The following is a 19,132-nucleotide window of genomic DNA, read 5'->3' as shown; positions in this document are numbered from 1 at the left end:
ACCAGGGCCAATGGCACGGTGGGCGGTTCGAGGTAACCGCCCTGGAGGCCGATCCCGAGGGTTCTTTGCGGGCCAGAAGAGCGTTGTCAGCGAGGAGGCGTCGAGCGCTGTGGACGCAGCGACTCGTGAGTCCCTGCCGTCCGCATCCCCACAACAGGACAGTCACCAAGGACGAAGAAGATCCCCGCCTCAGCCTTTAGCTACAATTTCAACGGCTTGATCAAGAAGTACGGCTTCACCATGCGTGTGCCCGGCGCATTCCACCTTGGTAGAAGACGCCGGGCACGTCGCCGTGTTGCCTCAAAGGCGCAGGGCTACCCATAGAGACAGCCCACTTTTCTGCTCCTCAACGGTCTTCAGCCGTCAACTTGGTGACTCATCTGGTCTTGATGACTTTTTCTAGCCGAGTCACGCTGGTGCTTCTCTCTGCCCATGTACTTCCACGCCCGTATTCCGTTCGATTACCTCAATTTCTGTTCCATGAACACTTTCCACACTGGATACGGGAACAGCGTCAGGCTTCATAGAGTCCAAGAGATACCCTTGTTGGAGCTTATCTAGTAGCCCAGCAGCTACTTCCTCGTTGACGCCGTAGGACGCAAACTCGCCGATAAGGGAAGCTCTCTCCTCTTCGGTGAGCTCGACTGAGTGAGCGCTTGCTGAAATCTCCGCACTTTCAGAGGTTGCATGCGCATGAGCTACTGCGGTTGTTGGCGCAAGAAGCATAACAATAGCGAGGCTTGCTAAGCCTCGACGTACAATCGACGATGACGACATGAAAACGCTGCTTATTGTTGTCGAATGTCGCCAAAACGAAATGATAAATGGTCGACACTATGCACACAGATCGACTTGACGGCTGAACCGTAACGGGAGCTACAAATGAAGTCGACTGATCTCCAACGCACCGTTGCGCTGATACCAATGACTTAGTGCTTATAGCGTAGCACCGGAGGTTTCGCCGCTACAAGGTTTTCAAAAGAGAGCAATGGTCTTGTTCTCGCCTACTACACGCCAAGATTTGACCCACATTTGGCAGGGCGCGGCGATTGTCGGAGGGCGCGGGTAGGCTGGGGGTATGGGTGAAAAGGCTGAGGTTGTAGCTAATGTGGTGGCGGCGGGGCCGCTGTTTTTGGACGTCGTGCAGTTCGGGCTCGAGCACGCCCCGCGGCCCGGCGAAGAGCAGTGGGTCGCGGGCGGCGCCGTCATGGCTGGCGGCGTGGCGAACCAGGCGATCGCGTGCGCACGGCTCGGCCTGAACGTGGACGTAGTGACAAATGTCGGCGCGGATAGGGCCGGGCGCTGGGTGGCCGAGGTGCTCGCCGAGGAAGGCGTGGGCCTGGCGGGCTCCACGCGCGGGGGGACGCAATCCGTGACCGTGGCGCAGGTGCTGGACGGCGACCGGGCGTTCACCACGTACGGGGACGGCGCCTACCCCGACCTGCCGGCCGGCCTGGCGGATGCGGCGCCGGGGTTCGTGGTGGCGTCGGTGGACTACCTGGCGCGGAACCTCGAATGCCTGAAGCGGCTACGGGGCGCCGGGACCGTGGTCGTGGCAGACACGGCTTGGGACCCCACCGGGCGCTGGGATCGCGCCGACCTCGACCCGCTGGCTCAAGCCGACATCTTCGTCCCCAACGCCGCCGAAGCCCTCGCCTACACGCGGGCGGGGAACGTGCGGGAAGCCGCCCGGCGGTTGCTGGAGCTGGTGCCCACCGTGGTCGTGACCTGCGGCGGGGACGGGGTAGTGATCGCCAGCCGGCCCACGTGCGTGCTGACAAGGGATCATGCGCTGGGTGGCCCGGCTGGGGCTAGCGCCGGTGGGCCGGGCGCGCTCGTCATCGAGCTACCGGCGATCGACGTGGAGGCAAAAGACACCACCGGCGCGGGCGACTCCTTCACCGCCGGGCTCGTGCGTGCACTCGCCCGCGGGGCCAAACTACTCGAGGCCGTGGTTCTCGGCCAGGTGGTGGCGGGGTGGACCGTGCAGCGGCTTGGGGGATCGGCGGCGGCGCCCACCCGTGCTGACCTGCGGGAATGGGCCGTGTCGGGCCAACTGCGCTGGGCCCTCCCCACCGACACGGCGGGGCCAGGCGAGCCGAGCCTCGGCCGCGAACCGGAATTCACGGGACGATTTGGGCCGTATCTTCGTATATACGTAGATGAGGTCGAAATCGTCCCGCAAAAATCCGCCCGCCTCGGTGCTGGCCCCACTGACTGGCCGACAATCCCGGACCCGGCGGCCGTGGCGGCCGCCTACGCCGGCGACTAGCAGCCGGCCGCCCGGCACCGCCGGCTAGCTGCCCCGCACCCCGCTAGTCGTAGACCGCCTTCTGGATGTCGGGGTCGTCGAGGTTAGTGGCGTCGTACCAGTAGAAGCCGGAGTCGATCTCGGGCTCGACCTCCTCACCCTTGGCGGCGGCCACCGCCTTCTCCACCGCGATGTACCCCATCTGATACGGGTTCTGCGTGACGGCCCCAGCCATCACACCCTTGCGGATGAGCCCGATCTGCACCGCACCGGAGTCGAACCCGATCACCTGCACGTCACGCTCGGTGCGGCGCACGGTTTGCGCGGCGGCAACGGCGCCGTCGTCGTCGGTTGCGAACATACCGGCGAGATCGGGGTGAGCCTGGAGGATCGCGGCGGCTTGCTGTTCGGCTTTGGCCTGGTCGGAATCGTTGTACTGGACGTCCACCACATCGACGCCGGGGGCGTTGGCGGCGAGCCAGCCGATGAAGCCATCGCGTCGGTCAGTGCCGGTGACAGACGTCGAGGACTGGGCGAGCACCGCCACCTTGCCCTCCCCGCCGAGCAGCTCGGCCATGTGTTTGGCGGCCTCGGCGGCGGCGGCGCGGTTGTCGGTGGCCACGGTGGAGACGGGGATATCGGAGCCGGGCACGCCGGAGTCGAACGCGATGACGGGGATGCCCGAGTCCACGAACTGTTGCAACGCGATGACGGACGCGGAGGAGTCGAGAGCGGCGAACACGAACGCGTCAGGGTGTTGGACGTGGGCGAGGTTGATCTGGTCCACCTGCCGCACCACGTCCGACTCCGTGTCCGGCCCGGAGAACGTCACGTTCACCCCCAGGTCCTGCCCGGCGGCCATCGTACCGGCCTTGACGGCGGCCCAGAACGGACTCGCGTACCCCTTGGCGACCACAGCGATATCCATCCGCCCGTTCGACCCCGACACGCGTTCGCCCAGGCCCGCACACCCGGTCAGCCCCAGGGTGAGGGCCGCCCCGGTGGTGAGGGCCGCGAGCGCGCTGACGATCCAGGGGCGGCGGGGGTGGCGGCTCACGCGCGGCCGCTGGCCCCGGTGTTGGCGTTGGCCGGACGGGCGCGCCGCGGGTCCCGCCTGCGGCGCGCCCACCACGCCACCCCGGCACATAATTCCTTTCAACGTTCTCATGCCGCCGCCTTCGGCTTCCTCCGCACGTCCACAAACACCGCGATGAGCACGATGATGCCGAGCACGATCTTCTGGTTTTGGTCAGACATGCCGAGGTGGACGGCGCCGTTGCGGATGGTCGCGATGAGGATCGCGCCCACCACCGATCCGAACACGGAGGCGTTGCCGCCGCGCAGCGACGCCCCACCCAGGACGGCAGCCGCGATCGCATACATCTCATACGACTGGCCCACGTCCGGCTTGCCCGACGCCAACCTCGACGCCATCAGCACCCCCGCCAGGCCCGTGAACGTGCCGGCCAGCGCATACACGCGCCACTTCCAGCGCTGGACGTTGACGCCGGACAGCTCGGTGGCCTCTTCGTTTGAGCCCATCGCCAGCGCATACCGCCCGATCAGCGTGTGCTTGAGCAGGAAGTGCGCCACCACGGCCGCCAAGATGCACAGGTAAATCGCGTTCGTCAGCCCGAAGGTCTTGCCGTTGCCGAGCGCCAAGAACGGCCCAAAATCGTTGAGCGGGATCGACGACGTCCCCGTAATCGACAGCGCCGCACCCCACGCCACCAGCATCATCGCCAGCGTGGCCACCATCGGCTGCATGTTCAGCTTCGCCACAAGGAAGCCGTTCACGACGCCGAGCACCAGCCCAGCCAAGATTCCTGCGAGGACGCCGGCCGCAATAGCCAGCCCCATCGGCCCGCCCACCTTCGTCATCGCGAGCGCCGCGATCACGCCGGTGAACGCCATGCCGAATCCGGGGGTGAGGTCGATGCCGCCGGTGGCAATCACGAACGTGAGCCCGAGCGCCAGCAGGATGTACACCGACGCGTCCAGCAGCAGCGCCGACATGTTGCCCAGGTCCAGAAAGTACGGGCTCGCCACCGCGAAAACCGCCACGAGCACCAGCTCCGACACCACGATCAGCACCTGCGCCGGGTGCTTCGCATACAGCCGGCCGAGCAACCCGCCGCCGACCTTCCGACGCTCCCGCACCTTGATCCCGCCGCGTTCGCCGGCGTGCACGACGCCGCCCGTGCCAGCCGCGCCCACGTCCCCGACGCTACCCGCGCCAGCACCAGCCGCGCTGGCAGCGCGGGCCGTGCGCCCGTCGTCGTCGGGCCTCACAGCCGATTCGACCTTGCCGTTCATGCTTCTCCTTCTGCCGCAACGAAACGCGTTGCCAAATCCATGATGTTCTCCTGCGTGGCCTCGGCGTTGTCGAGGACCCCGGTCAGCCGGCCCTGGCACATGACGCCAATCCGGTGCGCCACGCGCTGCAGCTCGGCGATCTCAGAGGAGATGACCACGATGGCTTTCCCCTCCCCCGCCAGCGACTCCATCAGCCGATAAATGTCATCCTTCGCACCCACGTCCACGCCGCGGGTGGGCTCGTCGAAAATGAGGACGTCGCAGTCGCGGGCCACCCACTTGGCGATGACCACCTTCTGCTGATTCCCGCCCGAGAGCGCCTTGACCTTCTGTTCCACCGACGGCGTGGCAATCGCCAGGTCATCCACCGAGCGCTCGGCCACCTCACCAGCGAACGAGTCATCCACCACCCCGTGCCGCGACCACCGCGCCAGCGAGGGCAACGCCACATTCTGCGTCAGCGACTGCTCAAGCAGCAGCCCGTAATGCTTGCGGTCCTCCGACAGGTAGCCGATCCCTCCACGCACGGCCTCCTCCACCGTGGTGGCGAGCAGGGCCTTTCCGGCGACGACGACGTCGCCCGCCTCCTTGCCGTCCGCCCCGACGATCGCCCGCGCGGTTTCCGTCCGGCCCGCCCCCACCAGGCCGGCCAGGCCGAAGATCTCGCCCGCACGGACAATGAAGGACACGTCACGCACGAAACCAGCCGACAGGTTACGCACCTCCAACTTCGGCTCGCCACCCGGGTGGGGGTCCGGGCGGTGGGAGGTATCAATGACGCGGCCGACCATGAGGGCAATCATGTCCTCACGCGTGAGGTCCGCGGTGGGGTGGGAGGCGACGATGACGCCATCGCGCAACACCGTGACCTGCGTGCACAGCTCCCGGATCTCCTCCAAGCGGTGCGAAATGTAGATGACGGCGCGGTCGCCGCCCGCGATGAACTCGCGCACGATGGCGTAAAGCTGGGTGACCTCGTGCTCCGACAGCGCGGCGGTGGGCTCGTCCATGATGAGGATCCGGGCGTCCATCGACAACGCCTTCGCGATCTCCACCATCTGCTGGCCCGCGACCGTCAGGGTGCCGAGCCGGATCGTGGGGTCGATGTCCAGACCCACCCTTAGCAGGATGCCGCGGGCGCCGGCCGCCATAGCGGCGTCGTCGATGAAGTGACCCCGGCGCGGCTCGCGGCCAAAGTAAATGTTCTGGGCGACGCTCAGGTCAGCCATCAGGTTGAGCTCTTGGTGGATGAGCGCGATGCCGCGGCGCTGGGCGTCCAGCGGGCCGGCGATCGAGACCGGCTGGCCGTCGAGCAGCACCTGACCGGCGTCGGCGTGCTCGATGCCGCCGAGGATCTTCATCAGCGTGGACTTACCCGCACCGTTTTCGCCCACGAGCGCGTGGATCTGGCCCGCGCGGAGCGAAAAGTCCACGCCGTCCAGCGCCTGCACCCCCGGGTAGCGCTTCGAGATCGAGCGCGCTTCGAGAAGCATATAACACATCCCAACTTAGGCGAGCTGCGAAGCGGAGGTGCCTCAACACCACATTTGTATGGAATCATGCGGGTTAAGGCACGCCGGAGCGCGGCTCATTCACGAACATAGTCTACTCTATGTCATGACAAAGCCGTTTTCTAGGAGCGTCTCACCGTGCGGCTAGAATGGGCTGAGAGACACATCGCAGGAAGGAGCTCAGATGACTGACGCAGAGCGCGCCGAGGCGCGGGCGGCGGGCGCGGATGGCTCGGTGGTTGCGAGCTCGGACCGGGCAAGTGCGGCCGGCGTAGGATCGGCGGGCCGGGGCGCGGGCGGCGCAGGCTCCGCGGGGCAGGGCGGCGTCGGCAGCCTGGAGGCGAGCAGCCGGACGTCGGGCGTGAGGTGGGAGCCCACCGTCGTGCTTGACCGAACCTCCAGCCAGCCGCTCCACGCCCAGATTTCCGCACCGATCAAGCGCGCGATCCTCGAGGGGCACCTACTGCCGGGGACGAGGATTGAAAATGAGGTGTCGATGTCGCGGAGGCTGAACGTCTCGCGGCCGACCACCCGCCAGGCGCTCCAGACCCTGGTGGATGCGGGGTTCCTGCTGCGGCGTCGTGGGGTGGGGACAGTGGTGGCCCCGCAGCCGAAGCGGCAGCTCATGCGCCTGCCGTCCCTGCACGAGGAGATACAGGCGACCGGGCACGCCTCCACCACCGAAATCCTCAACTACAACCACCGCCGCGCCACCGACGCCATCGCCGAACAGCTGGGCATACCGATCGACACGCCGGTCGTGGAGCTGGAGCGGCTACGCAAGCGCGACGGCGTGCCCGTGGCGATCCTTTACAACTGGCTGCCCGCCAAGATCACCCCGCCGCGGGAAAAGCTCGAGGATCACGGGCTGTACGAGCTGCTGCGCGAAGCGGGGGTGGAGCCGACGTCGACCACGCAGTCTGTCGGCGCCGAACGCCCCGACCGGCGCGAGGCCAAACTGCTCGCCATCTCCCTGCGCGACCCCGTCCTCACCATCGACCGCACCGCCTTCGACCCCAGCGGGCACATCATCGAGTGGGGGTTCCATATCTATCGAGCAGATTTGTATAGGTACGAATCGACCGTGTTCGCCCAGGCGTAGGCGGGTGGGCCGCGCCGGGCGCCGATAATCCGCGTCCCCAGCCCTGGTTCCCAGCGGCGCCGACACAACTCGTGAACCTGAAAGCGACCTCGCCCACATAGCAATCGCCAGCCGGTATATTCACGACTTCTGTCGGGCACCCCGCCCTCGCATTGCCGCCGCCCTCGCACTGCCAGCCCGACCCTTGTAGGCTGGAGCTATGGCTCTGGCTGATGTGGTCCGCAACTTTGAAGACGGCGCGAACAGGCGCAACACCGTGCGCTTGCGCGAGCGCGGATGGGAGCCGCGGCTGACCGGCTACGCCGGCTGGGGCTCGGTGCACGCGGCGAAGGTGCTAGCCCGCGCTACGATGGCCGACCCCAACGACTCCCAGCCCTTCAAGCTTCCCTTCCTGCCGAAGTCGATGCACTCGCTGACCTCCCCGCAAATGTCCGGCCTGGCGAAACTCGCCACGCAGAACGCGGAGAAGGCCCAGCGCGGGTGGCGCCAGTTTTTCACCACGCAGGTGGGCTTCCTCCCGGTCACGGTGCAGCTTGGCAACCGCACGATTAAGACGCGCACGGACCGCTCCGGCTACGTCGACCTCCTCATCGAAGATCACGGCCTCGCCCCCGGCTGGCACGAAGCCACCCTGACCCCGGCCGCGGGCGAGCCGATCACGGCGCCGGTGATGATCGTGGCGAACCAGGTCACCACCGGCCTGATCTCAGACATCGACGACACGATCGTCGTCACCTGGCTACCCCGCTCGATGCTCGCGGCCTACAACTCCTTCGTCCTGCACACGGACATGCGCCAGCCCGTGCCCGGCATGGCCGACTTCTACCACGCCCTCCTCGAGCCGACGCCGGACGCGCCCGTCTTCTACCTGTCCACCGGCGCGTGGAACGTCTACTCGACGATGCTGAGTTTCATCCAGCACAACGCGTTGCCGATCGGCCCGATGCTCCTCACCGACTGGGGCCCCACCCCCACCGGCCTGTTCCGCTCCGGCCAGGAACACAAGAAAACCCAGCTGCGCAACTTGCTCATCATGTTCCCCAACATCTCGTGGTACTTGGTGGGCGACGACGGTCAGCACGACCCCCTCATCTACGACGAGCTCGCCCGCGCCTACCCGCGCCGCGTTCGCGGTATCGCGCTACGCACGCTCAACCCCGTGGAGCAGGTGCTCTCCCACGGCACCACGGAGGCCACGGCATTGCACCGCGAGGAGTCGGACCTTGAGGACGACGGCGTCCCCATCATTCGCGGCGAAGACGGGTACGCGCTGCTGGGTCAGGTGGAGCGCTTCCGGTAGGTGACACGCGCAGGCCGTCCCTTGACGGGACGAAATGAGCCGTATCTTCGTATATGCGTAGATACGGCTGAAATCGTCCCGCGAAGGGCGCGGGTGCGGTTCAGCCTGGCGGGGCACGCCCGCCCGGGAGCGCCCGCCCGAGCCGCCCAGCCGCCCGGCTAGAAACCCCGCGGCTGGGAGTTGCGCACGATCCGTTCGCCCATGTCGGCGAGCTGGCCGCTGCTCATGCCGGGCCAGCCGTGCACCGATTCCTTCCAGGCCGCTGGGATCGCGCTTTCGCCCCATCGGGCGCCAAGCAGCGCACCCACAATAGCCGCCACCGTGTCCGTATCCCCGCCCAGCTTGACCGCCCGGCGCAGCCCGTCGTACATCGCGGCCTCCCCGAAGTAGTCCTGGGTGGCCTTCACGGCGAACCACGCGCACTGCAACGCCGACACCGCCGAGCTATTCGTCCGCGGGTTGACCAGCCCCGATTCGGCGTCGGTAATCCAGTCCTCCCACTTCGGGCGCGACTCGGCGAGTAGCAGGTCCATGCCCGCCCGCACGTCAAGCACCCCGTCGATCACGGCCACGCGCATCGCCTCAGCCCACAGCACGCACGCCTCCTCGACCTCGCGGTCGTCGTGCGTGAGGGATGCGATGCTGCGAGCCGCCCGCGCGGTGGCGTCGCGGTCCCACAGGAATGCGATCCCAATCGGCGCGATCCTACCGAGCGCTGCGTTGCCCGCCGCCCGCTCAGTGTTCGCCGAGTACTCGCGCGCGGCCTGCCGCAGCCGGTCAGACACGTCGCCCGTCAACCGCGACGCATTAAGCAACACCGCGCGGGTTTGGATGCCGATGTCAGTGGCGCCATCGTGCATCCAGTTGATGAAGTTCTGGCCAATCTCGTCGTGAGCCCGGTCCGACGTGAGGCTGAGCCCGGAGTCCGCCACGGACGCGATGCAGATCGCCATCTGCGTGTCGTCGCTCCATTCGGCCGGTTCGTACGGGCCGAGCCCGCCGCCGAGCATCTGCGGGTCATCCGTTCCGCGCGTGAATTCGTACGGCACGCCGAGCGCGTCTCCGCACGCGGAGGCCAGGAGCGCCCCGCGCCCGCGGTCGACCATCAAATCAGTGAGCACATAGTCCATGGGGCACCTCCGTCGGTTTCCCCCAGCTTACCCCGATCATCACGACGTGGGTGGGCTGGCTCACGTTTTGACCGGCCTAGGCCGCGGCGCCTAGTCGGCTCGTGCGCGAAGTCTGGCGGCCGGGCTCTGCCTGCCGGGGCTCAACGCCTGGCCGCCGTCGCCGGCTACTGGGGGTCGACCTTAACGGCCTCCACCGTGATCTCGTCCTCGACGCGCGGATCGTCCTGGCGGACCTTCTCCTTCACCGCGTCGGTGGCCTCGTGCAGCTTCTCCGAGGCGAGGTTCTGCGCCTGCTGGAACGTGTCGGCCGCCTGGTGGCGGACCTTCGAGCGACCATCACGCACCACGTTCGAATCCCACACGCGCTTCGTCCCAGTCTTAATTTGCTCGTAGCGCTCACGGCCCGCCCGCGCGCCCAGCACGTACGCGATCGCGCCCACGGTCACAGTCCTCAAGAAACCCATGGTTCCCCCTTCGTTAGTTTTTCTCCAGCATAACGACGCCGACCCTCCCCGGCCGCCCGATATGCGGTGCGCTGAATCCGCGCCTAGTCCCCAGCCGGCGCCAACCGCACGATGATCCCGCGATGATCGCTGCCGCCGGCGGGCACGCCTACGGCCTCCACCCCGCGGTAGCTGCCGTCGGTGACCACGCGATCAATCGGCGTGGTCAGTAGCGCGGGCAGGTTGGACGGCCACGTGCCAAGACCGCCGGCGCCTGCCTCGATGCGGGCGTCGGCGCAGTCCGCCCCGAGCGTCATCTGATGATCCACGGTCGAATTGAAGTCACCAGCCATGATCACCGGCCCGCTAGCACACTGGCTGTAAATCGCGGAAATATCGGACTTCCAGCGGCCCATATGCGCGAGGACGGGAGCAAACGGGTGCACGCCGATAATCTTGGGCCCCTGCCCGTTTGCCGGCACCACCATGACTGTCGAACCCGGCAACCCCTCCGGCTCCACCTGCGCGTACTCCCCGAGCGAGTCGGAAATAAGCACCACCGTGGACTCAAACTCCGTGGCGTAGCGGTCAGTGCCCGTGTCGAACTGATGGAAGTCCAGCCCACGCTCGGCCAGTAGCCCCACGAGCTCCTCGCCGCGTGCCGTGGCCGTCTCCGTCAACACGAGCACATCCACGCCGTTCCTCACCACCGACGCGGCCAGATCCTCCATATCCACCGACCCGCCGAGCGTATTGAACGACAACACCGTGACCTCGCCATTACCCGCGCCTGCCACCGTGACCCCGCGGTCCGGTTTCAACTGCTCCGGCGACTCAATCCCCCGCGCATACACCGTGCCCCCATGGAAGATCGCCATCACCAGGTACGCTACGGCCGTGGCCAGCGCAATCCGCCCCGAGTCCACTAGCCTGCGCCGGATGCCCGCAAAACTAAAGAGGAAGATCGCCACACCGAAGAACACAATTGCCAGCCACACCCGCAAAGCCATGACCTGCGCCATCGGCGTGTCAAGCACCCAATTTTCGGCACCCGGCAGCAGGTCCGGCCGCAACGTCAGCGCGCCCACTGCCACAAAAACGGCCGCCAGGAATCCCCACACGTACTTCATTAGGCTCCCCTCGTCTCCGAGCCTTCATCCTAGTGGCCGCCTCCGACAATTCTGCGAAGCGGCCAGGCGTGGGGTCGAGCGCGCCCAGCCCATCAGGCCCGGCCCTAGCGCATCAGATTAGACGCCGCTCGCACGATGCCGTGCCGATCCGCGTCCGACTCCGGCACGCGGCGAAACCAGGGCCCGGGGGAACCGGCAGCCGGGCGCTGCCACGCCGACGCGCAAGAGGGCCCGGGGGCCGGCACACCATGCCGGCCCCCGGGCCCTCCGCCAACGTGGCGTTTAGCGCTGCACGCGAGCGCTACCGCCCGCCACCAGGCGCTCCACCTCTTCGAGCGACGCCATCGTGGTGTCACCCGGGGTGGTCATGGCAAGCGCACCGTGGGCCGCACCATATTCGACGGCCTCGCGCACGTTGCCTTTCTCCATGATCCCGTAGATGAGGCCGGAGGCGAAGGAGTCGCCGCCACCCACGCGGTCGAGGATCTCGAGGTTGTCACGCTGGGTGGCCTTGACGAACCCGTCCTCACGGCTCCATGCCACGGCGGACCAGTTGTTAATCGTGGCTGTCTTGACTTCGCGCATCGTGGTGCCGATCGCCTGGAAGTTCGGGTAGGCGGCCGACGCCTTCTCGATCATCTTGCGGAAGGACTCCACCTCAAGGTTGTCGAGGTTCTCGTTCGCGCCTTCGATCTCGAAGCCGAGGGAGGCGGTGAAGTCCTCCTCGTTGCCGATCATCACGTCCACGTACTTGGCCAGCTCGCGGTTGACCTCGCGCGCCTTGTCGAGCCCACCGAAGGCATTCCACAGGGAGGGGCGGTAGTTGAGGTCGTAGGAGACGATGGTGCCGTACTTCTTCGCGGCCTTCATCGCGGCCTTGGCCACCTCGGCTGTGGACTCGGACAGCGCGGCGAAGATGCCACCGGTGTGGAGCCAGCGCACGCCGAGCTCGCCGAACAGGTGATCCCAGTCCACGTCGCCCGGCTGCATCTGCGACACGGCCGTATTCCCACGATCCGAGGTGCCGACCGCGCCGCGCACGCCATACCCGCGCTCGGTGAAGTTCAGCCCGTTACGCACGGTCCGGCCGATGCCGTCGGAGGGAACCCACTTGATGAACTGGGTGTCAAGCCCGCCGGTGAGGATGCAGTCCTCGAGCAGGCGGCCCACCTCATCGCGCACGAGCGCGGTGACGATGGCCCCACGCTTGCCGAAGCAGCGGCGCAGGCCGCGGGCCACGTTGTACTCGCCGCCGCCTTCTGAGGCCGCGAACAAGCGGGTGGTACGAATGCGGCCCTCGCCCGGGTCCAGGCGGAGCATCACCTCGCCGAGCGAGACGATGTCGTAGGCACACTCTTCTACGGGACGCAGCTTAATCATGATCGCAACTCCTTGACTCGCGAGGAGGCCTCCTGCGAGAGCTTAGTAATTGTGTCGAATTCCTTGTTTGTGATGAGGTCTCGCTTGATCATCCATGATCCAGAGACGGAGGCGATGGCGGGGTCGGCCAGCCACTCGCTGAGGTTTGCAAGGTTCACGCCGCCCGACGGCACGAACGCCGTGTTCGGAAACGGTCCGCGCAGCGCCTTGACCATCTTCAGCCCGCCGGCCTCCCCGCCGGGGAAGAACTTAACGGCGGTGGCGCCCACCTCGAGCGCCATCATCACCTCGGTGGCGGTCTGCACGCCGGGCAGGTAGGGGATGTCGCGCTCAGCGGCCACCTCGGCCACGCCCCTGCTGAACCCGGGCGAGACGAAGAACTTCGCGCCCATGTCCGCGGCGCGCTCGGCCTGCTCGCGGTTGAGCACGGTGCCCGCGCCCACGGTCATGCCCTCAACGGCGCTCATTGCCTTGATCGCGTCCGGCCCGGCCTGTGTCCGGAACGTCACCTCGGCGCAGTGGATGCCACCCGCCACGAGGGCGCGGCCGGCGTCGACGGCGTCGGCGGCGTCGTCGATCACGACGACGGGCACGATCGGGTTGGCCTTAAGGAAGGGCAGTGCGTCAGGGATCTGTACCATTAGGCATCCTTTCCGGCGGCGGCCTTGCGCTGGGCGTCGATCGCGTCCCACAGGCCGAGGAGGTACTGGGCGCCGAGGGCGCGGTCGTAGAGCGGGTAGCCCGGGCGGCCCGTCTCGCCCCAGATCATGCGACCGTGATCGGGGCGCACGTGAATGTCGGGCGCGTAGTCGTAGAGGGCCTCGACAATGGCGTGCATGTCGAGGTCGCCGTCGGCGGCCCAGTGCGCGGCCTCCTGAAACTTCTTCTCGCCCAGGTACTTGACGTTGCGGACGTGGGCAGCGGCGATCCGGCCGCGCTTGCCGAACTCGCGGAAGATCGCGGGGACGTCGTTGGCCGGGTTGGAGCCGAGCGAGCCCGAGCACAGGCACAGGGCGTTCGCGTCCGAGTCATTCAGCCCGCAGATCGCGTCGATGTCGTCGCGGTTCTTGTATGCGCGCGGGATGCCGAACAGGTCCCATGCCGGGTCGTCGGGGTGGCAGGCCATGCGGATGCCGACCTTCTCACACGTGGGGATGATGCCGTCGAGGAAGTACTTCCAGTTCTCGCGCAGTTTGTCCACCGTCATATCCTGGTAGAGGGCCATGACCTCGTCCAGGCGGGACAGGCGCTCGGGCTCCCAGCCGGGCAGGGTGAGCCCACCGGACTCCTCGGCCGTGCGCTGGACGATATCCTGCGGGGTCATGCCCTCGATGTCGGCGTGGTCGTAGTACAGGCAGGTCGAGCCGTCCTCGTTGACGTGGGCGAGCTCGGTGCGCAGCCAGTCGAACACGGGCATGAAGTTGTAGATGACCACCTTCACGCCGAACTCGGCCAGGTTCTCCAGGGTGGTGCAGTAGTTGGCGATGTACTCATCGCGCGTGTCAAGGCCGAGCTTGATGTCCTCGTGGACGTTGACCGACTCGATCACCTCGCACTCGAGGCCGGCGGCGCGGACCTGGTCCATCATCTTCGCGATCTCCTCACGGGTCCACACCTCCCCCGCAGCGTACTGCGACAGGACACCCATGGTGCCGGTCATTCCGGGGATCTGCTTGATGTACTGGAGCGGGATCGGGTCGAATCCTTCGCCGTACCAACGGAACGTCATCTTCATGCGAGGGTCTCCTTCAGGGTGGTGCGGACGGCGCCCGGGCCGGCCACGAGTTTGGTGAACAGTTCTTCCACGCGCAAGGCGAGCGGCGTGTCATAAAGGTTGGTGCCGAAAATGGCGGGGTTGGACAGGATGGGCTGAAGGGCCGCGTGGGCGTCCACGTCCCCTCCGAGCTCGACACCGTCCAGGTGGGCCTGCAGCTCAGCCAGCAGCGGGTCCGGGGACGGGTCGAACGGCGCGCCATCGTCGTCGACAGCGAGCAGGTAGCGCATCCAGTTAGCGATCACCAGCGGGATCGCCACGAGTTCGCCCAGGTCACGGCCCTGCGCGAGGTATTTCTTGATGGTCTCCCCGAAGCGGATGCCCACCTTCTGCGAGGTGTCCATCGCAATGCGGGCCGGGTCGTCGGGCAGGAAGCGGTTGGGGAAACGCACCTCGAGCACTTCGCGCAGGAAGTCCTCTGGGTTCACGATTCCGGGGTCGACGACGACGGGCAGGCCCTCCTTCCAGCCGAGCCGCTCGACCAGAGCCCGCAGGTCGGCGTCGCGCATCTCGGAGTCGATCGTGGGGAAGCCGAGCAGCACGCCGGCGGTGGCGAGCGCGGTGTGGAGGGGGTTGAGGCAGGTGGTGACCTTCATGTTTTCGAAGTCGTCGCACACCTGGCGGGAGGTGAGGTGAACGCCATGAGCGGCGAAATCCGGCACCTCGCCCACGAGCACGTCCTCAATAATGAGATATTCGGTAGGCTCGGCGTTGACGAAGCCGGCCAGCGGGGTGCGCCCGAGCATCTCGATGCCCATGTCCTCAAAGCCGAGGCCCGCAAGCTCCTCAGCCACGGAGGTGTTGGGGCGCGGGGTGATCTTGTCGATCACGGTGATGGGGAAGGCCACGCGGGCGGCGTCGTCGGCCCAGGCGAGCGCCTCGTTAGAGAGCTGGCCCGCCTCGTGCCAGCCGCGCATGATGGTCATGACCGAGTCGCGCAGCTTGTCGCCATTGTGGGAGAAGTTGTCGAAAGAGATGACGTTGATCGGGCCGGCGCCGGCCTCGAAGCGGCGCACGAGCAACCCGGCCAGGTTCGCCATCGTGTTTGCATGGAAGCCGTGCGGGCCGGCGGCGATCGCCGCGAGCGCCTGCTCGGAAAGGTTGCCGGCCGAGTCGTGGATGCCGTAGCCCTTTTCGGTGATGGTCATCGTGATGAGGGTGAGCTCGGGGTTGGTGACGATCTGGGTGAGGCGCTCGAAGTCCTCCGGGCGCTGCCAGGCCAGGCCCTCGGCGATGCCGGCGATCACGCGGTAGTCGCGCGAGCCGTCCGGGTTGAGGATGGTGGAGAGGGTCATGAGGTCGTGTTTGCCGAGTTGGATGTCGAGCTCCGCGGGGTCCATCGGCACGACGGCGGTGATGGGCCAGCGATCGCCGGCGGCCAGGAGGTCGTGGGCGATGCGCGCCGGGAAGACGCGGAAGATGTTGCCGGGACCCAGGTGGATCCAGCGCGGGTTGGCCCGCCCGTCCGCCTGCATGGCGGCGACGTCGAAGGGCGGTAGCTGCACGCCGGCCACTTCGAAGGGGGCGCGGTCGCTTAGTCCTGCGAGATTCAGTTTCATGCTTGGCTCTCCGTTGACCCTAGTCATTTATTTATGTGAAACGCTCGTTTCATACACTTAAACAGTACCCTGTCCCTGTGACACAGTCACTAGTTTCATCATAGTGTGTCGAGCACAACATTCTCCGCGCAACCGAACGCAAGATTCCCCGCGTATTTCATATGGTGGAACGGGCCGCGCTAGAATTAGCCGCATGAGCACACCCAAACCACTGGCAAGCGTCAGCCGCGCCCTCTCGCTCGTGGAATACCTCGCCACCCGCGACCCCGACGGCACCGCACTTGGCACCATCGCCTCCGACCTCGGCCTCAACAAAGCCACCGTCTACAACACGCTTGCCACGCTACGCGACCGCGACTGGGTGGAACGAGACCCCGAAACCGGCTTCTACCGGCTCGGCGACGGCATCGCCCCCATCGCCGCCTACCGCACCTCCACCCGCCGCGCCGTGGACGAACTACGACCCTACCTTGAGAACATCGGGCGGCGCTTCAACGAACTCGTCCACCTCGGCCAACTTGTGGAAACCGACATCGTTTACCTCGACAAGGTCGAACCCGACCGCCCCATCCGAGTCGTCTCCGCGGTCGGCCGCCACGCCACCGCCGTCACCACCTCGCTCGGCCGAGCCCTCATCGGCTCCTTCCCCGACCGCGACAATCGCCTCCCCTGGTACTTCGAAACCCCCGACATCACCTCGCGCACCAAGGCCGACCAGCGCACCCTCCACGACGCCGTCCTCGCCAACTTCACCCGCCTCGACCACGACGGGTGGACCGAAGAAATCGAAGAAAACGAAGTCGGCATCGCCTGCGTGGGCGTCCCGCTCCTCGGCCCGCGCAAAAACTTCGCCATCTCCATCTCCGCCCCCGCCGAACGCATGACCCCCGACTATCGCGCCGAACTCGCCGCCGGCATCCGCGAAGAAAGCGACCACCTCCCCTCGAACCTCCACCTCCACACGCGCCCCATCGAGCGCGGATAGGTTCACGACGCCGGTCGCGCGGCCTGCCGGGTAGCGCGGCTGGGGCTCGTGCGGCTCGGACTGTGCCGGTGCTGCTGGAACTAGTGCAACCGGTCGGGCCGGCATCGTCGGCACCCCACACGCGACGTAACTTACAGCAGCGAGCTACGCCACGGCGGCGTCAGAAAACCCGCTACAACAAGCGAAAACTCACGACACACGTAGGGCCCGCGGTGGACATCGGCGAGCGGGCGCGCACCTAATATGGGGAGCATGCCAGGGAACACCGCGAACTCGTTTTCGAGGCCGTATCGTATCCGGGGCCTGGACGGCCTGCGCGCCATCGGAGCACTGTTTGTGCTCGTCTACCACCTGCTGCCGTCCGTGGGCGGGGCCGGGTTCATCGGGGTGGACGTCTTCTTCGTCATCTCCGGGTTCCTCATCACCGCGCTCCTGCTCAAAGAACACGACGCCACCGGCGTCATCGACCTGCCCAGCTTCCTCCACCGGCGCTACCGGCGACTCCTGCCCGCGGTGGTAGTCATGGTGGTGGTCACGCTCGCGCTCGGCCGACTCATCTCCGCCGACGCCGTCACCCAGGCTCGCTGGCAAGCCTTCGGCGCGCTCACCGGCACCTACAACTGGTTCCAGGTGGCCAACGGGTCCAACTACTTCGAGGCGCAGTCGCCGCTACTGCTGAACAACATGTGGTCGCTCGCGGTGGAGCAGCAGTTCTACCTCGTGTGGCCCGTGGTAGTCATGGCGCTCTTGCTTGGCGCGCGGCGGTGGGTCGCGGGGCACGGGGGCGCGGGCGCGGCCGAACGGGACGCCCGTCGTGCGCAGATCGGAGTGATTGCGGGCATCGGCGTCATGTCACTGACGCTGCACGCGTGGCTCGCCGGCGGCGACGTCACCCGCGCCTACGTCGGCACCGAATCCCACATCTTCGGCCTCATGATCGGCGCCGGCATCGCATTCGCCCTGCCCGGCATCATGACCGGCCGGCCGCGCACCGCCTCCCCCCTGTGGGGCGTGGGCAGCTGGGTGGCGCTCGCGGGCCTGACCGTGCTCACGTTCAACGTCCCCGACGCCTCCTGGTTCTACCCCTGGGGCATGCTGCTCGCGTCCGCACTGGCCGGGGTGGCCGTGCGGGGGATCCTGCCCGACGTCGTCGGCACACCCTCCGAGGCCCTCGCCGGGTTGCTCGAGTCGCGGGTCATGGTGTGGATCGGGCAGCGCTCATACGGCATCTACCTGTGGCACTGGCCCCTGTGGGTGCTCGCCGTCTACCACCTCCACATGCCGCGGCCGCTCGCGGCAGCCCTGGTGCTCGCCGTGTCGGTGGCCGCCGCGCACCTGTCCTATACCTACGTGGAGACGCCGATCCGCACCATGGGGCTAGTGGCCTGGGTGCGCTCCATGGGCAAGCTCCCCACCGTCACAACCGCGTGGCTCACCACCGGCGCGCTCGCGCTCGCGGCCACGTTCACGGTCGCGCTCGTCACCTCCCCCGACATGACCGAGGCCCAGGCCGCAGTCGCCGCCGGGAAGCACGCCCTCGCCTCGCACTCCGCCAAACCGGGTGACGGCGCTGGTGAAGCCGGAGGCGCTGGCGGGGCTGGAGCGGCTGAGCCGGGCGGGGCCGCTGGCACCGCTGCGCCCGAGCCCAGCGCCAAAGCGACACCCGAACCGGAACCGACCGCCGCCCCCACGCCCAACACCGGCGCCGACATCACCATCATCGGCGACTCCGTCACCCTCGCCGCCGCACCCGCTCTGCTCGAGACGTTCCCGGACGCCGTTGTGGACGGGGAGGTCTCCCGGTCGATCCGGGTGTTCAAGGGCATCGCCGAGGGATACGCCGCGCAGGGCAAGCTGCGTGGGACCGTGGTCATCTCACTGGGTACCAACGGCGCGATCTCGGTGGAGACCGCGCGTGACATCATGGACTACCTCGGGCCCGACCGCCACGTCGTGTGGGTGACCGCCGCCGCCCCGCACGCTGAATGGGTGCCGCAATCGAACGCCACGATCTCGCAGATCGCCGCCGAATACCCGGACCGCGTGCGGGTTGCCGACTGGGCCGCGATCGCCGCCGCCCACCCCGAACACCTCGCCTCCGACGGGATCCACCCCGGCGGTGAAGGCGGGGCCGAGTACGCGACCGAGGTCAAGCGGGCGGTCGACTCGTTCTGATTTCTGGGCAGCACACGCGGTTCTCAGGGCCCGTCCGACAGAAGTCGTGAAAATACCGGCTACCGATTCCTATAGA

General features: G+C 67.1%; 15 protein-coding genes. 5 read left to right on the top strand and 10 right to left on the bottom strand.

Annotation, left to right across the window (positions count from 1 at the left end):
* Nucleotides 1–1,078 precede the first annotated feature (1,078 nt).
* A complete protein-coding gene (locus tag QPC17_RS09270) occupies nucleotides 1,079–2,272 on the top strand; it encodes a carbohydrate kinase family protein (protein WP_068538887.1) in 1,194 nt (397 codons plus the stop codon).
* A gap of 43 nt (nucleotides 2,273–2,315) precedes the next feature.
* Here the strand turns inward: QPC17_RS09270 and QPC17_RS09265 are convergent, their stop codons facing one another.
* The 3 genes from QPC17_RS09265 to QPC17_RS09255 are packed head-to-tail and all read right to left on the bottom strand — an operon-like array spanning nucleotide 2,316 to nucleotide 6,060.
* Nucleotides 2,316–3,419 carry an ABC transporter substrate-binding protein gene (locus QPC17_RS09265; protein WP_218837028.1) on the bottom strand — a complete coding sequence of 368 codons (1,104 nt, stop codon included), beginning with the start codon at nucleotides 3,417–3,419 and terminating at the stop codon, nucleotides 2,316–2,318.
* Nucleotides 3,416–4,567, bottom strand: a complete 1,152-nt coding sequence (locus QPC17_RS09260) for an ABC transporter permease (RefSeq protein WP_285347275.1) — start codon at nucleotides 4,565–4,567, stop codon at nucleotides 3,416–3,418. The genes QPC17_RS09265 and QPC17_RS09260 overlap by 4 nt, the downstream gene beginning before the upstream one ends.
* Nucleotides 4,564–6,060: a sugar ABC transporter ATP-binding protein gene (locus tag QPC17_RS09255; protein ID WP_285347274.1), complete on the bottom strand. Its 1,497-nt coding sequence runs from the start codon at nucleotides 6,058–6,060 to the stop codon at nucleotides 4,564–4,566. The genes QPC17_RS09260 and QPC17_RS09255 overlap by 4 nt, the downstream gene beginning before the upstream one ends.
* 202 nt (nucleotides 6,061–6,262) lie before the next feature.
* Between QPC17_RS09255 and QPC17_RS09250 the strand changes: the two genes are divergently transcribed.
* Both QPC17_RS09250 and QPC17_RS09245 read left to right on the top strand, forming a co-directional pair.
* Nucleotides 6,263–7,180: a GntR family transcriptional regulator gene (locus tag QPC17_RS09250; RefSeq protein WP_285347273.1), complete on the top strand. Its 918-nt coding sequence runs from the start codon at nucleotides 6,263–6,265 to the stop codon at nucleotides 7,178–7,180.
* A gap of 199 nt (nucleotides 7,181–7,379) precedes the next feature.
* Complete coding sequence (locus QPC17_RS09245) at nucleotides 7,380–8,480, top strand: App1 family protein phosphatidate phosphatase (protein WP_062612752.1); 1,101 nt, start codon at nucleotides 7,380–7,382, stop codon at nucleotides 8,478–8,480.
* A 158-nt stretch (nucleotides 8,481–8,638) separates the two neighbouring features.
* Here QPC17_RS09245 and QPC17_RS09240 read toward each other — a convergent pair whose 3' ends face one another.
* From QPC17_RS09240 to QPC17_RS09210, 7 genes are all read right to left on the bottom strand, one after another.
* Entirely contained in the window at nucleotides 8,639–9,601 is a 963-nt protein-coding gene (locus QPC17_RS09240) for an ADP-ribosylglycohydrolase family protein (RefSeq protein ID WP_160326859.1), read from the bottom strand.
* 173 nt (nucleotides 9,602–9,774) lie between these two features.
* On the bottom strand, nucleotides 9,775–10,074 hold the full coding sequence (locus QPC17_RS09235; protein WP_143602064.1) for a hypothetical protein: 300 nt from the start codon (nucleotides 10,072–10,074) through the stop codon (nucleotides 9,775–9,777).
* An 83-nt stretch (nucleotides 10,075–10,157) separates the two neighbouring features.
* Complete coding sequence (locus tag QPC17_RS09230) at nucleotides 10,158–11,183, bottom strand: endonuclease/exonuclease/phosphatase family protein (RefSeq protein WP_062612757.1); 1,026 nt, start codon at nucleotides 11,181–11,183, stop codon at nucleotides 10,158–10,160.
* A 282-nt stretch (nucleotides 11,184–11,465) separates the two neighbouring features.
* Nucleotides 11,466–12,563 carry a sugar kinase gene (locus tag QPC17_RS09225; protein WP_062612759.1) on the bottom strand — a complete coding sequence of 366 codons (1,098 nt, stop codon included), beginning with the start codon at nucleotides 12,561–12,563 and terminating at the stop codon, nucleotides 11,466–11,468.
* Entirely contained in the window at nucleotides 12,560–13,204 is a 645-nt protein-coding gene (locus tag QPC17_RS09220; RefSeq protein ID WP_068538890.1) for a bifunctional 4-hydroxy-2-oxoglutarate aldolase/2-dehydro-3-deoxy-phosphogluconate aldolase, read from the bottom strand. Before QPC17_RS09220 ends, QPC17_RS09225 begins: the two co-directional genes overlap by 4 nt.
* A complete protein-coding gene (locus QPC17_RS09215) occupies nucleotides 13,204–14,298 on the bottom strand; it encodes a mannonate dehydratase (RefSeq protein WP_062612763.1) in 1,095 nt (364 codons plus the stop codon). The genes QPC17_RS09220 and QPC17_RS09215 overlap by 1 nt, the downstream gene beginning before the upstream one ends.
* On the bottom strand, nucleotides 14,295–15,896 hold the full coding sequence (locus QPC17_RS09210; RefSeq protein WP_070447687.1) for a mannitol dehydrogenase family protein: 1,602 nt from the start codon (nucleotides 15,894–15,896) through the stop codon (nucleotides 14,295–14,297). Before QPC17_RS09210 ends, QPC17_RS09215 begins: the two co-directional genes overlap by 4 nt.
* A gap of 193 nt (nucleotides 15,897–16,089) precedes the next feature.
* Between QPC17_RS09210 and QPC17_RS09205 the strand changes: the two genes are divergently transcribed.
* Both QPC17_RS09205 and QPC17_RS09200 read left to right on the top strand, forming a co-directional pair.
* On the top strand, nucleotides 16,090–16,881 hold the full coding sequence (locus QPC17_RS09205; protein ID WP_285347272.1) for an IclR family transcriptional regulator: 792 nt from the start codon (nucleotides 16,090–16,092) through the stop codon (nucleotides 16,879–16,881).
* 252 nt (nucleotides 16,882–17,133) lie between these two features.
* Nucleotides 17,134–19,056 (top strand): acyltransferase family protein, encoded by a 1,923-nt coding sequence (locus tag QPC17_RS09200; RefSeq protein WP_285347271.1) that lies wholly within the window; start codon nucleotides 17,134–17,136, stop codon nucleotides 19,054–19,056.
* The last annotated feature ends 76 nt before the right edge of the window (nucleotides 19,057–19,132 follow it).

The sequence above is a fragment of the Trueperella bernardiae genome, from assembly GCF_030246965.1.
Lineage (GTDB): Bacteria > Actinomycetota > Actinomycetes > Actinomycetales > Actinomycetaceae > Trueperella > Trueperella bernardiae.
The sequence above is the reverse complement of the archived record's forward strand: the minus strand, read 5'-3'. Positions and strand labels throughout refer to the sequence as shown.

Bases quoted from the DNA above. Each gene is read 5' to 3' on its own strand.
- QPC17_RS09260 (WP_285347275.1), bottom strand. From the start codon at position 4,567: ATGAACGGCAAGGTCGAATCGGCTGTGAGGCCCGACGACGACGGGCGC.
- QPC17_RS09235 (WP_143602064.1), bottom strand. From the start codon at position 10,074: ATGGGTTTCTTGAGGACTGTGACCGTGGGCGCGATCGCGTACGTGCTG.
- QPC17_RS09250 (WP_285347273.1), top strand. From the start codon at position 6,263: ATGACTGACGCAGAGCGCGCCGAGGCGCGGGCGGCGGGCGCGGATGGC.
- QPC17_RS09255 (WP_285347274.1), bottom strand. From the start codon at position 6,060: ATGCTTCTCGAAGCGCGCTCGATCTCGAAGCGCTACCCGGGGGTGCAG.
- QPC17_RS09215 (WP_062612763.1), bottom strand. From the start codon at position 14,298: ATGAAGATGACGTTCCGTTGGTACGGCGAAGGATTCGACCCGATCCCG.
- QPC17_RS09210 (WP_070447687.1), bottom strand. From the start codon at position 15,896: ATGAAACTGAATCTCGCAGGACTAAGCGACCGCGCCCCCTTCGAAGTG.
- QPC17_RS09220 (WP_068538890.1), bottom strand. From the start codon at position 13,204: ATGGTACAGATCCCTGACGCACTGCCCTTCCTTAAGGCCAACCCGATC.
- QPC17_RS09200 (WP_285347271.1), top strand. From the start codon at position 17,134: ATGCCAGGGAACACCGCGAACTCGTTTTCGAGGCCGTATCGTATCCGG.
- QPC17_RS09265 (WP_218837028.1), bottom strand. From the start codon at position 3,419: ATGAGAACGTTGAAAGGAATTATGTGCCGGGGTGGCGTGGTGGGCGCG.
- QPC17_RS09270 (WP_068538887.1), top strand. From the start codon at position 1,079: ATGGGTGAAAAGGCTGAGGTTGTAGCTAATGTGGTGGCGGCGGGGCCG.
- QPC17_RS09205 (WP_285347272.1), top strand. From the start codon at position 16,090: ATGAGCACACCCAAACCACTGGCAAGCGTCAGCCGCGCCCTCTCGCTC.
- QPC17_RS09225 (WP_062612759.1), bottom strand. From the start codon at position 12,563: ATGATTAAGCTGCGTCCCGTAGAAGAGTGTGCCTACGACATCGTCTCG.
- QPC17_RS09245 (WP_062612752.1), top strand. From the start codon at position 7,380: ATGGCTCTGGCTGATGTGGTCCGCAACTTTGAAGACGGCGCGAACAGG.
- QPC17_RS09230 (WP_062612757.1), bottom strand. From the start codon at position 11,183: ATGAAGTACGTGTGGGGATTCCTGGCGGCCGTTTTTGTGGCAGTGGGC.